14 protein-coding genes are annotated in these 14,695 nt (G+C 32.2%); 8 read left to right on the forward strand and 6 right to left on the reverse strand.

What is annotated here, in order from left to right; translation table 11 throughout:
* Positions 1–46 precede the first annotated feature (46 nt).
* The 4 genes from tsaD to H526_RS30745 all read left to right on the forward strand — a co-directional run bounded on the left by tsaD (position 47) and on the right by H526_RS30745 (position 5,238).
* Positions 47–1,069: a tRNA (adenosine(37)-N6)-threonylcarbamoyltransferase complex transferase subunit TsaD gene (tsaD, locus tag H526_RS0109100; protein ID WP_027392719.1), complete on the forward strand. Its 1,023-nt coding sequence runs from the start codon at positions 47–49 to the stop codon at positions 1,067–1,069.
* Between the two features lie 10 nt (positions 1,070–1,079).
* Positions 1,080–1,784: a 16S rRNA (uracil(1498)-N(3))-methyltransferase gene (locus tag H526_RS0109105; RefSeq protein WP_027392720.1), complete on the forward strand. Its 705-nt coding sequence runs from the start codon at positions 1,080–1,082 to the stop codon at positions 1,782–1,784.
* A 42-nt stretch (positions 1,785–1,826) separates the two neighbouring features.
* Positions 1,827–2,969, forward strand: coding sequence for an esterase-like activity of phytase family protein (locus H526_RS28730; protein ID WP_051336072.1), 1,143 nt, complete (start codon positions 1,827–1,829; stop codon positions 2,967–2,969).
* 157 nt (positions 2,970–3,126) lie between these two features.
* A complete protein-coding gene (locus H526_RS30745) occupies positions 3,127–5,238 on the forward strand; it encodes a T9SS type A sorting domain-containing protein (RefSeq protein WP_051336073.1) in 2,112 nt (703 codons plus the stop codon).
* Between the two features lie 89 nt (positions 5,239–5,327).
* Here H526_RS30745 and H526_RS28740 read toward each other — a convergent pair whose 3' ends face one another.
* The 5 genes from H526_RS28740 to H526_RS0109140 all read right to left on the reverse strand — a co-directional run bounded on the left by H526_RS28740 (position 5,328) and on the right by H526_RS0109140 (position 10,572).
* Positions 5,328–6,065, reverse strand: coding sequence for a hypothetical protein (locus H526_RS28740; protein ID WP_051336074.1), 738 nt, complete (start codon positions 6,063–6,065; stop codon positions 5,328–5,330).
* A gap of 26 nt (positions 6,066–6,091) precedes the next feature.
* Positions 6,092–6,469, reverse strand: a complete 378-nt coding sequence (locus H526_RS0109125; RefSeq protein WP_027392721.1) for a nuclear transport factor 2 family protein — start codon at positions 6,467–6,469, stop codon at positions 6,092–6,094.
* Positions 6,470–6,518: 49 nt separating this feature from the next.
* Entirely contained in the window at positions 6,519–8,360 is a 1,842-nt protein-coding gene (locus tag H526_RS0109130) for a DUF885 domain-containing protein (RefSeq protein ID WP_027392722.1), read from the reverse strand.
* Positions 8,361–8,518: 158 nt separating this feature from the next.
* On the reverse strand, positions 8,519–9,748 hold the full coding sequence (locus tag H526_RS30750) for a DUF1028 domain-containing protein (RefSeq protein ID WP_051336075.1): 1,230 nt from the start codon (positions 9,746–9,748) through the stop codon (positions 8,519–8,521).
* A gap of 104 nt (positions 9,749–9,852) precedes the next feature.
* Positions 9,853–10,572, reverse strand: a complete 720-nt coding sequence (locus H526_RS0109140) for a DUF1223 domain-containing protein (RefSeq protein WP_027392723.1) — start codon at positions 10,570–10,572, stop codon at positions 9,853–9,855.
* Positions 10,573–10,615: 43 nt separating this feature from the next.
* On the opposite strand from H526_RS0109140, the gene H526_RS0109145 reads away from it, so the two are divergent.
* The 4 genes from H526_RS0109145 to H526_RS0109160 are packed head-to-tail and all read left to right on the forward strand — an operon-like array spanning position 10,616 to position 14,117.
* Positions 10,616–11,263, forward strand: a complete 648-nt coding sequence (locus H526_RS0109145; RefSeq protein WP_027392724.1) for a DUF4159 domain-containing protein — start codon at positions 10,616–10,618, stop codon at positions 11,261–11,263.
* A 4-nt stretch (positions 11,264–11,267) separates the two neighbouring features.
* Positions 11,268–11,789, forward strand: coding sequence for a TrmH family RNA methyltransferase (locus H526_RS0109150; RefSeq protein WP_027392725.1), 522 nt, complete (start codon positions 11,268–11,270; stop codon positions 11,787–11,789).
* Between the two features lie 54 nt (positions 11,790–11,843).
* Positions 11,844–12,932 (forward strand): AI-2E family transporter, encoded by a 1,089-nt coding sequence (locus tag H526_RS0109155; RefSeq protein WP_027392726.1) that lies wholly within the window; start codon positions 11,844–11,846, stop codon positions 12,930–12,932.
* A 3-nt stretch (positions 12,933–12,935) separates the two neighbouring features.
* Positions 12,936–14,117 carry a THUMP-like domain-containing protein gene (locus H526_RS0109160; RefSeq protein ID WP_027392727.1) on the forward strand — a complete coding sequence of 394 codons (1,182 nt, stop codon included), beginning with the start codon at positions 12,936–12,938 and terminating at the stop codon, positions 14,115–14,117.
* A 72-nt stretch (positions 14,118–14,189) separates the two neighbouring features.
* Here H526_RS0109160 and H526_RS0109165 read toward each other — a convergent pair whose 3' ends face one another.
* Entirely contained in the window at positions 14,190–14,663 is a 474-nt protein-coding gene (locus tag H526_RS0109165) for a hypothetical protein (RefSeq protein ID WP_027392728.1), read from the reverse strand.
* Between the last annotated feature and the right edge of the window lie 32 nt (positions 14,664–14,695).

Genomic DNA, 14,695 nt, shown 5'->3' on the forward strand with positions numbered 1-14,695 from the left:
TAACTTTGCTGACAATATTAACAATTTCTATGCCCTTTTCCTCATAATGAGCTCACAAAATGTATACATCCTAGGTATTGAGTCTTCTTGCGATGACACCTCTGCTTCTATATTATGCAACGGTCGCGTGCTATCAAATGTTGTAGCATCACAAAAAATTCACGAACAATATGGTGGTGTTGTCCCAGAATTAGCTTCTAGGGCGCACCAGCAAAATATTGTTCCTGTTGTTGATCAAGCCATAAAACAGGCGAACATTAATAAATCCGATCTTAGTGCAATTGCTTTTACCAGAGGTCCTGGTCTAATGGGATCATTATTGGTAGGCACTTCTTTTGCTAAGTCATTAGCACTTTCGCTAGAAATTCCACTTATTGATGTTAATCATATGCAAGCTCATATACTAGCACATTTTATTGATGAAGAGGATTTTGATAAACCAGAGTTTCCATTTCTTGCTTTAACTATTAGTGGAGGGCACACACAGATTGTAAAAGTTACTGATCATTTTGATATGAAAATTATTGGTGAAACAATCGATGATGCAGTTGGAGAAGCTTTTGATAAAAGTGCAAAAATATTAGGACTTCCTTATCCAGGAGGCCCTTTAATTGATAAAAAAGCGCAGTCTGGAAATCCAAAAGCGTTTCCTTTTACAAAACCTAGAGTCGATGGTTTAAACTTTAGTTTTAGCGGTCTCAAAACTGCTGTATTATACTTTGTTCAAAAAAAAGTTAAAGAGAACCCTGATTTCATAAAAGAGAATCTTGAAGATGTTTGTGCTTCAATTCAATATACAATTATTAATATTCTTATTGACAAATTAAAGAAAGCTTCTAAGGAAACAGGAATAAAGGCCATTGCCATTGGTGGAGGAGTTTCTGCGAACTCTGGAATACGAAAAGCATTAAAAGAAGGGGAACATAAATACGGATGGAAAACTTTTGTCCCAAAATTTGAATACACTACAGATAATGCAGCCATGATCGGTATTGTTGGTTATCTAAAATATTTAAAAAAGGATTTTACTGATATGAGTATTGTTGCTAAAGCCCGAATTAAGTTTTAATTTTTCACTTATGCAGTTATTCTATAATAAGGATATTACAGAAACCACTCAAGAATTTCAATTTTCAAGAGAAGAAAGCAAACACATCACTAAAGTTTTACGAAAAAAAGAAGGTGATTTAGTACAAATCACCAATGGGTTAGGTCTATTATGTAAAGGGGTTATTACATTTTCAAGCCCTAATAAATGTATTATTCAATTAGAAGAAAGACATCATCAACCGTCTAAGGATTATAGATTACATCTTGCAGTTGCTCCTACTAAAATGAATGATCGCTATGAATGGTTTTTAGAAAAAGCTACAGAAATTGGCGTTGATGAAATTACTCCAATTATTTGTGATCACAGTGAACGAAAAATAATCAAACCAGAACGATTTGAACGTATATTACAAAGTGCTATGAAACAATCACTTCAATTGTATTTGCCTATATTAAACAAAGCTATTTCTTTTAAGGAATTTTTAAAAAAAGATACTTCGGACCAGTTACTTATTGCACATTGTGAAGAAACTAAGAAACAATCTTTAAAGGATATTCTTAAATTACATAGTGCCACTACATTATTAATAGGTCCCGAAGGAGATTTTTCTACCAAAGAAATTGAGAGCGCTTTAAAAAAAGGAGTTATCCCTGTTACTTTAGGAGAAACAAGATTAAGAACAGAAACCGCTGCTATTGTTGCAACGCATAGTGTCGCTTTTTTAAATTCGTAGTTTAAATAATTAATATCTTTACAAAATCTAATAACCAAGATTATGATTGTAAAAATTAGAATATCCATCTGTGTTATTGTTTTTTTTGCAAGTTGTTCATCGAATGACAATTCCAGTACAAGTTCTGATTCTCCGGATCCCTCACTCAATACAATTAGTAGTTTAGAATATATCGATGAAATAATAATTACTAATGACCCTATTGATCATGTTCCTACAGGAGGCTTTTCTGGTATTGATTATAAAAACGATACTTGGTACATAATAAGTGACGGATCAAACCCTATCAGATATTACATAGCCCACATTGCCTTTAACCAAGAAGGTTTCTCAAATGCCTCCATCGGTTCGCTAATAGAAATTAAGGATGAAATAGGAACTTCCATTCCAGAAAATGAAATAAACCCTGAGGCTATTAGATTCGATATTGACACAGGTAATATCATTTATACCAGTGAAGGTTCTATTAGCAACAACGTTGATCCAGCCCTATTAGAGATAGAACCTAATGGCACTCAATTACGCAGTTTCGTACTACCAGAAAATTTAAATGCCAATACAACAAATGATCAATCCGGACCAAGACATAATGGTACATTAGAATCATTGTGTATTAGTTTTGATTCCAATGCATATTGGATTGGCATGGAACTTCCATTAATTGAGGATGGACCAGAACCAACAACTACAGAAACAGAATCTCCAGTTCGTATTACTCGAATTAATAAAACAAATGGCACACCAGAAAGACAGTTTGTATATGAGCTGGATGCTGTTGATCGCGAACCTGCTTTAGGAACAACATTTAGCATTAACGGACTGGTTGAAATTTTAGAATATGATGAAAATCAATTTCTTTTTCTAGAAAGATCTTTTTCTTCAGGATATTTGGATGGAGGTAACACTATAAAAATTTATAATGTTGATGCTACCAATGCAAGCAATACACTAAACACTAGCTCTATTTCATCAGAAACAGTAATCAAAGCTGCTAAAACACTTTTGTTTGAATTTAACAGTATCCGTAGTGAATTGACTAATAATACTGTGGATAATATTGAAGGAATAACTTTTGGCCCTCTATTTTCTGATGGAAGTAAATCTCTGATTGTTATTTCTGATAACAATTTCAATGCCTTTTTACCGCAACTAAATCAGGTAATCCTTTTTAAAATAATTCCTTAATAACATAAACTTAAAATATTTTTACTTTTAACTATCAGTATTCAATAGTAGTGTTAAGTTATAATTAAGAATGCATAGTTTGTTCCAAACGATGGTTTTACGATACTCATTTCTTTGTATATTGCTAAACTATTTTCACTCAATTATAATTACTATTATGAAAAAACTTTATTTTTTATTTTTTACTATTTCATTATCAATAAGCTCTTTTGCGCAATCTACAGGGGATATAGCATTTGTCGCTTATAATGCAGATGGAGATGACGATTTTGCAATTGTTGCGTTGGCCGATATAGCTGCAAACACTACTATTTATTTTTCAGATGATGAACTTGATGGAATGGCAGCGTTTGTTGATTCTAATGAAGGAAACATCCAATGGGACACTCCTAACTCTGTAATAGCTGCTGGTACTATTGTTGTTTTTACTGACACTGATAGTGATGGGAATGCTTCTTATGGAGCTTCTTTAGGAACTCTTACTCAAGTAGGAAGTGGAACCATAAATCTCGCAGGTGGTGGAGATTCTTTATTAGCGTACCTTGGTACTGACGAAAACACTCCTACTACATTTTTAGCAGGTATTCAGTATGCAAATAGTGTTGGGGATTTAACAGGTTCTGGATTAACTGATGGATCTACATTCATTACAATTGCTACTTCAGGAAGCCCTGATGGAGGTCAATATAGTGGATCTAGAAATTCTGAAACTTCATTTGCCAACTACATTCCTTTAATAGCTAACCCAGCGAATTGGACAACCGAATCATCGGATGGGGAATTGATATTACCAATAAACACTAATAACTTTGTCGAATCAGCTACAGGTACTTCAACAATTTCTATAAGCGGAGCTATATCAGGTCTTGATTATTTTGAAAACAATGGTCCTTCTTCTGAAGATACATTTACAGTTTCAGGAACTAATCTAACTTCTGACATTACCGTAACAGCTCCGATGAACTTTGAAATTTCTACAACTACAGGTACAGGATTTGGATCTTCTGCTACATTAACGCCCACAACAGGAACTGTTTCTACAACTACAATTTATGTTCGTTTAGCTGCTAACTTGGTATCTAACTCTTATATGGGAGACGCTACAGCTTCTTCAGCAGGTGCTACTGACCAAACAGTAATGTTAAGCGGTACAGTATCACCCGACGATCCTCAATTTACTATATCAGGTTTTATCGGAGACTTTTCGTATTTTGAAGGTGAGGGTCCTTCTACAGAAGATAGCTTTAATGTAGAAGGTTTATTTCTTACTGGAAATATAACAATAACCGCTCCTGCCAATTTTGAAGTATCTCTTACTACAGGAACAGGCTTTGGTTCTTCTGTTAGTATTACTCCTACTATGGGAACTATTAACAATACGGAAGTTTTTGTAAGATTGATAACAGGTTTAGCCCCTAATTCATTTACTGGAGATATTACCGTATCTACTACTGGCACTACAGACCAAACTATTTCTTTAACTGGAATTGTATATCAAACACCGGTTTGCGCAAATGTTGGCGATATCATCATTACTGAAATTATGCAAAACCCTGTTTCTGATGGGGATGATCCTAATGGAGAATATTTTGAATTATACAATACTACTTCAAGTCCAATAGATATTGCTAGTTGGACTATCAAAGATGATGATGGCGTTAATGATTTTCATGTAATAGCAAATTCGTTAGTCATACCGGCAAATGGATATATAGTTATTGGAGACCCTAACGGTAGCATTGTATTAGATTATGCTTATGAAGCACGTGATGTATTTTTAGGAAATAGTACGGATGGTATTATTATAGAATGTGGTTCTACAGTTATTGATCAGGTAATCTGGGATAATGGAGCTACCTTCCCTGATCCTACTGGAGCTAGTATGGAATTATCAATCAATGACCTAAATAGCGTTGCTAATGATGATGGAGCTAACTGGGCAGAGGCGGTTACAGCTTTTGGTAGTGGTGACCTCGGTACACCAGGTGATGCTAATGATAATGCTAGTACTTTATCTGTTGATGATTTTGATGAAAAATTAGAAAACTTTAATATGTTTCCTAATCCAACAAATACAGGTTTTGTTAATATCACAACTACATCAAATTCAGCTACTACTGTTAGCGTATTTGATATGTTAGGTAAGCAAGTTATTTCTGAAACTTTAAATAACAATCTTCTTAACGTATCTAATCTCAATGCTGGCATTTATCTAATTAGATTGGATCAAACCAGTGGTTCTGTTACGAAAAAGCTTGTGATAGAATAGTATAATACATATAACTGATATAATATAAAGGGCATTATCTATCCGGATAATGCCCTTTATATTTTTAAATTTTATTAATAAAACCAATACTAATCATAATATATCCAAATATTTTCCTCTCTATATTCTCCATAGTTCTCTTCTAGATCTACCGCTACCAAATTTAGAGCTCCATCTATTTTATAACTACCTGATTCAGTAATTTTTTTACCTAATAATTCTTCCCAGAAACTTATATTACCTCTAACATTCATAGAGTTTTCACAAACCTTAATAAGAGTTGCTCCACTTTCTAAATGAGTTCTTATCCAAGGATCATAGACTTTATTGTTCTTCTTTAAGTCGATATAATCTTTCATCAATAATTGTGGATGATTATGCTTTAAAATTGGTCGTATCGGAATTATGAGTTTATCTAACCCAAGACTCTTTCTAATTTCTTTTCCTTTAGATATTAATAACTTACTATATCCTTGACCTTGGTATTTTTTTGTTACAATAATCTGCAGACCTCCTAAAATATTGGGTAGTACATTATCCTCAAAATCTGAAATCCCTTTTCTAAGAAGCCAATCCCATCCTTCCTGAGGTAAATCTTCCAACATTTGGTCCCAAAATATGGGGATTGCATTCATAAAACCCAAAAGATCATTATTAGAATCAACCATGAAAACCTGAGTGTGAGGAAAATAATTTTCCAGCCTACTCCAATACTCTTCTGTAACCCTAGATCTTAAAATAATTTCTGGAAAGGCTTCGGTGATAGCAGATTTATACTGTTTTATAAGAGAGCTATCTAAATCAGAATACTTAAGGTATGTTATCAAATTAATTCTATTGTTATTGAAAATTCTTAATACATTGTATTTGGATTCGCTGACTTTTTTGGAATTTGCTGTATTGAGTCCCAATGTTCACATATTTTTCCATTTTTGTCAAAACGAAAAAAGTCCATCGTTACATATTCATCATTTCCCGGCCAAGTTTGGTGTGTATGAAGCGATACTAGATCTCCTTCAGCAATACATCTTACAAACTCTATGGATTTATTCGGATATTCTTGTTGCATTCTTTCAAAATAAGATATAAACCCTTCTGTTCCATCTGCCACATCAGGATTATGCTGAATATATTCATTACCAAGATATTTCTCCACGGCTTCTTTAGGTTTACCTTCATAAGCCATTTTATAAAAAGCAATAGCATTTTTTTTATTTTCCTCTAGATTCATACTCTATAATTATACTTGTCTTTTTAAACAAAATCAATTACGATTTCTTTTATTTAGCATCCTTTATATAGCTATCTATTATCTCTTCTAAAACATCTAAAGGAACTGCTCCATTTTTTAAAACTGCATTATGAAAATCTCTTAAATCAAATTTGTCTCCTAATTGTTGTTTAGCTTTTTCTCTTAGCTCAAGAATTTTAAGCATTCCTATTTTATATGCACAAGCTTGTCCTGGCCAAACAATGTAACGTTCTATTTCTGTTGTTACCTCTGTAGTAGTCATTCCTGTGTTTTGTACCATGTAATCAATAGCTTGTTCTCTAGTCCATTTTTTATGATGAATACCAGTATCTACTACCAAACGAACGGCTCTAAACATTTCTGCTTGTAATCTACCTAAATTTCCAAAAGGATCATTTTCATAAAAACCTAACTCCCAAGCTAATTGTTCTGAGTATAATGCCCAACCTTCAATATATGATGTAAAAAGACCAATAGTCCTAAAAATTGGAACTCCTTCTAACTCTGATTGAATAGCGATCTGAAAATGATGTCCAGGCACCCCTTCATGATAGGCTAACGTTTTCATTCCGAACTTAACAGATTCATGGACATTTCTAAGGTTTGCATAAAAAACACCTCCACGTGAGCCATCCATAGCTGGTCTTGTATAATAAGCTCCTGCTGATCCTTCTTCCTTAAATTCTGGAACTCTCTTAACCTCTAAACCTGCTTTTGGTCTCACATCAAAAGCATCATCTAAACCTGCACTGATCTCAGATAATATGCGATCATACTCATCTATTACCATTTTTCTTCCTTCATCATTATTTGGAAAAAGAAAACGCTCTTCCTTATTTAATTCTTGAATAATCGCTCCTAATGTTTTTGTAGAATCTACATATCCTTCTGCAGAAAGAATTTGATGCATTTCATCTTTTATTCTAGCGACCTCTGACAATCCAATTTTATGTACCTCTTCTGGATCTAAATCTGTGGTGGTTCTTTGCTTTAACTGATATCTATAAAAAGCTTCTCCATTTGGTAGTTTCCAAACCCCATCATCTGTAGTTGCTTTATTTTTTAATTGTTTAAAATATTCTATTAATTTTTTATATGCTCCAAAAACACTAGTTTGTACTTTATCTTCAACTTGTTTCTTTAAATCATCTTTTTCTTCATCAGATAAATCTTCTAACTCATCTATTTTAGTTTGAAAATTAGTGTAAAGAATATTTGATTTTACTGCAGAGTCTTCATTCGAATTTGCTCCTACAAAACCATTCATTTCATCGATAACACGATCCATTACGAATTTAGGAGGTATAATTCCCTTATCTTCCCTTATTTTGAGATTTTCAATTAACTGATCAAACTTAGTTTCAAATTTAGTTAAACGAGTAATGTAAGCTTCTGCATCGCTCTTATCCCTAAGTTTATGAGAGTTTTCCATTAGACTTGGCAAAGAACTTTGTATTCCTCCCATTTGATTTACTGGATAGTCATGATAGAAAAACTGTTCCCCTTCCATTAAACTTTCCAAATAAAAACCTAATATCTTGGTATTTAGTTTGTTTGCGTCGGATTGATTCTCAAAATTATAACTCTGTAAAGTTTCATAATCTTCTTTCATTTTATTAAAAGATTCCCACTGTTTTTTATCAGAGATATCGTCTAACTCATCTTTTGACCAGTCATAGATTACAGGAATTCCCATCGAAGTTGTTAATTCAGGGCTTTCTAAAGCTAATTCTACAAATACTTTGTCATAAAAATGATTAATGTTAAATGGTTTAAACCAGATAAGATTAACTAACCAGAGTACCCCTAAAACTAAAATGATTAATAAGGTTCTAGAAGTCCAAAATTTCCAAGTGCGTTTCTTTGCCATGATGAGTGATTTATGTGAATTTGATTGATTGATATTCTATTATTGATGCTAAGGTAGTAAATGTTAGAGTAAGAAATTACCTGTTAATACAAACATTCAATATTTACTATACATCCTTTTCCGCGAGTGATTGGTAATGGTAATTAATTTATAAAATTTTACTTGATTTTACTAAGTAAAATTCTTGCTTCGATATTTTCTTTATCTAAGATTAACGCCTTTTCTAAAAACTCAATTGCTCTATCCTCTTCTTTCTCATAGAAATAACTTCTTCCTAACAAAAAGTTTAAATATGAGGATTCTATTTTTTTATCCAACAGTTCCTGAGCCAAGGTAATAACTTCTAGTTCTCTCCCTAAACTACTAAGCATCTGTATCGCATTCTCCCAATCATTTATATTAAATGAATCTGGTTTAATAATTGATTTCATTTCTGGTTTATTACGTAGAAAATAAAATACAGGAATATTTACTGACCATTTTGGATTTTCTGACAGCCCCTTTTTGATCCATTTGATCGTTTTGTCTTCATCGCCTAAAATAAAATTAGTTTTTGCTATTCGAGTATAAATACCATCCCATCCGTCAAGCATTGATTCTGCTTCTAATAATTTTTGTTTAGCTCTTTTTATATTTCCTTCTCTATGTGCATATAATGCCTGATTAAGCCTAATTCGTCCATAATGATACTTCATTAATATTTGTAATTCTTTAATAGGTTTTTTAGAATTATCTACTCGCAAATCAATTTGGTTATACCACGCATTATCAACTCCCTTTACAACAATTGCAGCAGATTGTTTTCCAGAAATTTGTCCGCCAGCATTTTGTCCAACAATTAAGCTTTGTAAAAGTCGTTCTGCCAATGTTCCTTCGGTATTTTTAAATGCTTTAGACATTTGCGAAAGTACTTCTCTATCTAATTGATTACCTATAACTACAAAATTCTCACCTAACACCTCTGATGCTTCTCCATTCCAATACTTTAAGGATTCTCCTGTAAAAGCATAGACATTTCCTTCTACATCCATACCAGATACTTGTCTATAGTGCGACCCTTTATCGTTTTCTTTAACCTCTAGAATGGCTTGTTTTATTGATTTACCAGCTTTTAAGTTTTTAAAACCTTCTATGGCGTACAGAGGTTCAGTTTCGGCAATAACTGAAAAAGCTCCAATCGCTGGGTCAATATAAACCGTAGAGTTTCCAACATATATATTATTGGTTGCAACAGCAATTCCATATTCTTTAGCTTTCTTGTCATAAGCTAGAATAGAAAAAGTAGCATTGATATTCTTATCAGTTAATAGACTTGGTAAATTTTGACTGTATCCGGATATAGCTAATAACACTATAAAAGCTAACAATGAGGCATCTCGTGTTTTCATTTGGCTGTTTTAAAACAGACGTTTACGAAACAACTTTGTTACAGTATACAGTAAAAGCTATAACATTCATTGTTATAGCTTTTAAATATTATGCTCGTAAATTATTAAATATTTATCCTAGCTGCACCAGTAGTCGCCAATTTATTATCCTGAGTATATGCTATAACCGATAACTCATCTTTATCTGCTATCCAATCCGGAATCGACAATGTAACAGATCCAGAGATATCCTGTTTCACCAAACGACTAGCAACTATATTTGTGTTTTTTAAACTTCTATTTCGATTCTCTCCTCTACCAATCTCAGTGGTTCTCTCGGATACAACCAATGCAAATGTTACCTGATCAAATGAATCACCTTGGACTCCATAATCAATTTTTAGCGTATTAGTATCTCGTTCTACATTAGTAAACTTAATTACATTAGTTGTTTTTGATTTAGAATAATTACGTATTGCAGCCAACGCCTTGGAGCTATTAGATCCAGTGAAATGTTCACTACCATTAACAACTAATTGAGGAGTATATATAGATCTACTATTAAACTGTTGTGCATAATCCCTTTGATAATCACTAAACGCTTCTGTACTAAAAGGATCTTTCCATCCTAATCGATTCCAATAATCCACATGATAAGAAAGAACAAATACATTATCATTCTCGTATTTTTCATTAATCATATCTAATAATTCATCTGCAGGAGGACAGCTGCTGCATCCTTGAGAAGTAAACAGTTCCATAACCACAATTGAGTTGTTATCACTCTGTGCCTGAACCACTGTAGTAATTATGAGCGTTAATAGTATCAAAAGGTTTCTCTTCATCTTGTTTATTTTAGTACTTTTAGATTCTATTATTTAGACGATGATGACCAAAAAACTTACAAGTTTTCTTTTTCTAGTGGCATTCTCTGGAGTTGTTTTAGCACAGGATATTGCTGTATTACAATACAATGGAGGTGGTGACTGGTACAGTAACCCTACCGCATTACCGAATTTGATTAATTTTTGTAATCAGAATATTCAAACCGCAATGAGTGCCAAACCTAAAACGGTAAAACCAGAAAGTGTTGATATTTATCAATATCCATATATCCATATGACTGGTCATGGAAATGTTTTCTTTACAGAACAAGATGCGGAAAATATAAGAAACTATTTATTGAGTGGTGGCTTTTTACATATTGATGATAATTATGGAATGGAGCCTTACATAAGGAAAGAACTTATTAAAGTTTTTCCGGATCAAGAATTAGCAGAATTACCTGTATCACATCCGATATTTTCTGCTAAATATAAATTTCCACAAGGACTTCCTAAAATACACGAACACGATGGAGAAAGGCCTCAAGCATTGGGAATTACCTATGAAGGTAGACTTGTATTATTATTTACCTTTGAAAGTGATCTTGGAGATGGTTGGGAAAATCCAGAAATTCACAATGACTCCGAAGAAGTTCGCCAGAAAGCACTAAAAATGGGTGCTAATATTATCAAATATGCTTTTGAAAATTAATTAAATGCCAACGCAACTAACTCACGAAACCACAGTTTTTGTCAAAAAACAATTCCCAATTACTTTGATCTGCGATAGCGTAAATTCTCCTGCTAATATCGGCAGTATTTTTAGAATTGCAGATAGTTTTGGTGTGGAACAAATTTACTTCTGTGGCCAAAACATAACTATTGTTAGTAAAAGAATGGAACGAACTGCAAGATCAACGCACAAAACAATTCCTTACCAACATCACGAGCATATTCTACCGCTCATAGACAACTTAAAATTAGAAGGATACAAAGTTGTTGGTTTAGAAATTACAGAAAACAGTGTGCCGGTTTCGACAAAATTATTTTCTGTGAATGATAAAATTGCACTTGTTATTGGCGAAGAGAAATCAGGAATTTCTAAAGATGTACTAACAAAATTGATGAAAAGTATACATATCAATATGTATGGTACTAACAGCAGTATGAACGTTGCTACAGCTACCGGTATTGCACTGTATGAAATTACAAAACAATTGATGATTGATGATCAATAGTTATAAATGATCATATGTTTATCAATTAACTAAAGTTTGTTTAAAAATATAATTATGAATTCAAAAACAATCGCATATGGGATTTTAAGAGCCCTAGGAATCGTTGTCGGAGTAGTCATTTTACTTTGGTTTTTATATAAAATACAATCTATTCTTCTCTATGTTACTTTTGCTGCGGTAATTTCTTTAATGGGAAGACCGCTTGTGTTATTCCTAAAAAGACGATTAAAATTCAATAACTCACTTGCCGTAATATTTACACTTTTTATCACCATTGGTCTCTTTCTTAGTTTATTTCTCTTGTTTGTGCCTATCATTACAGAACAAGGACAATTGATCGGAGAAATTGATATAAACGAAGTTGGAGATGACCTAGATCGTTTAAACCAAGAGATCAGCGATTATTTTAACGTAGAAAAACTGAACTTTATAGAATTAATTAAGCAAACTGATTTAATGGAGTTCTTTGACTTAAAAGCGATTCCTGATGCTATCAATACCTTTTTAAGTGGTTTCGGAGCCTTATTAATCGGGTTGTTTTCTGTCTTATTTATTTCTTTTTTTCTATTAAAAGACAGTAAGTTATTGGAAAAAAGTTTGATGGTTTTTGCCAAAAAAGAAGATGAAACTAGGTTTATGCGTGCGTTTAATAAAATCAAAGATTTATTATCTAGATACTTCGTTGGCTTGCTACTACAAATATTTATACTATTCGTTTTATATACTATTTTATTATTGATTTTTGGGGTTCACAATGCCATTGCCGTTGCTTTAATTGCGGCTATTTTTAACTTAATACCTTACGTAGGCCCATTATTTGGTGGAGCTTTGGTATTAATCTTGGCCGCGACAAGTAATTTGGGGTACGATTTTCAATCTGTTATTCTTCCTAAATTAACCTATATTTTAATAGGATATATTATAATACAGCTAATTGATAATTTCTTAAATCAGCCTTTGATTTTCGGGAACAGTGTAAAATCACATCCTTTAGAGATTTTCCTTGCTATACTTATTTTTGGTGCATTATTTGGAATTGGAGGTTTAATTGTAGCTGTGCCTTTTTATACAGCTATTAAGGTAATTGCAAAAGAATTTTTATCTGAGTATAAAATTGTTAAGCAATTAACTAAAGAATTGTAACGATTGAATAACAACGTATTACATAAGGAAGTACAGGATTTTATCTATAAAAAATCCAACGAACCAATAGATCTGACTAAGTTTATATTATCCGGTAGTCCTTATGATACTATAAGCGTACAAGAATTAGCCCAGCAGATTAATGGTAGACAAAAGGCAAAAGGCAAGTTACCACTATGGTATAAAACAAAGGATATCTATTATCCTCCTACCCTTAATTTAGAACAAACTTCATCCGAAGCTACGGCACTTTATAAAAGCAATTTAGTTACCGGCAATAGCTTAATAGATCTTACTGGAGGTTTTGGAATCGATGACTATTATTTCTCTAAAAAGGTAAAGCAAGTTATTCATTGCGAATTAAATACAGATTTAAGCGAAATAGCAGCTCATAACTTTAGAGCTCTGAATGCTCACAATATAGAAACTCACTCTGGTGATGGGTTAGAAATTTTAAAAAAACTAGAGTTTGTAGATTGGATTTACATTGATCCATCTAGAAGACATGATAGCAAAGGAAAAGTATTTTTCTTAGAAGATTGTTTACCAGATGTTCCATTTAATTTAAACCTATTATTTTCTAAAAGTGATCGCATACTAATCAAAACATCTCCTCTACTCGATATTCATTCTGGATTAAAATCATTACAATTTGTAAAGGAAATTCATGTTATTGCGGTACACAATGAAGTAAAAGAGTTGCTTTGGGTATTAGAGAAAAACATCGAAACTGACACCCAAATTAAAACTATCCAAATCAATAAGAATGAAAATCAGGTATTCGAATTTTCATTAAAAGAAGGAAATAATACTATACCCAAATTTTCTGTTCCAAAAAAATACGTGTATGAGCCTAATGCTGCCATTATGAAATCAGGAGGGTTTTATCATATTTCAAAAAGTTTTGACCTAGAAAAACTCCATCAACATTCGCATTTATATACTTCTGATAATCTTATTAATTTTCCTGGAAGGAGTTTTGAAATACTTTCTGTGTTCCCCTATCAAAAAAAAATACTGAAGAAGGAAAAAATTACAAAAGCTAATATTACTACACGTAACTTTCCAGAAACTGTTTCCGAAATTCGTAAAAAATTTAAAATTAAAGATGGTGGAGACATCTATCTATTTTTTACAACGAATTGTAATGAAGAAAAAATAGTTTTAAAATGTAAAAAAACCTAAGTCAGCATTTAAAACTAACTTAAATGCTGACTTAGGGTTTTTTAATCTATATTACAAACATATAGGCTAATCCTATTTAGAATCAGATAATTTTTCTATCATAAAGAAATTTTCATCTGATGTTTTTTTAATCTTGTAACTCTTATTTTCTAAAGAATACTTTAATTCTTCTCCTCTTACCATAATTACGAATCCATCATCTAATGGCATTATCTTAAAATCTTTATCTGCCTCTTTTAAATATGATATCTGAATTCTATTATCAAATGAATTGTCGTATTGATCATCTATGTTAATAACCTTTGTAATTCTTTCTTGAGCGTCTACACGTTCTTGATTTAACTTATATTGATCTTCTTTAGCTAATTTAATTGGATCTAACTCTTTATTCCATATAGTTACCTCATAAGGAATCGTCATATCACCTTTTTCATACTCGTATGTCTTTACGGTAGTTTCTTTGGTAATCTCCATATTGTGTTCTTGCGCAGTTGTGATTGCAAAGGTGAATAATAATAAAAATGGTATTTTATTTAAAATTTTCATGTTTCTGTTTTTGAAATTATTAATTACTAACT

It is taken from the genome of Aquimarina latercula DSM 2041 (assembly GCF_000430645.1).
Classification (GTDB): Bacteria; Bacteroidota; Bacteroidia; order Flavobacteriales; family Flavobacteriaceae; genus Aquimarina; species Aquimarina latercula.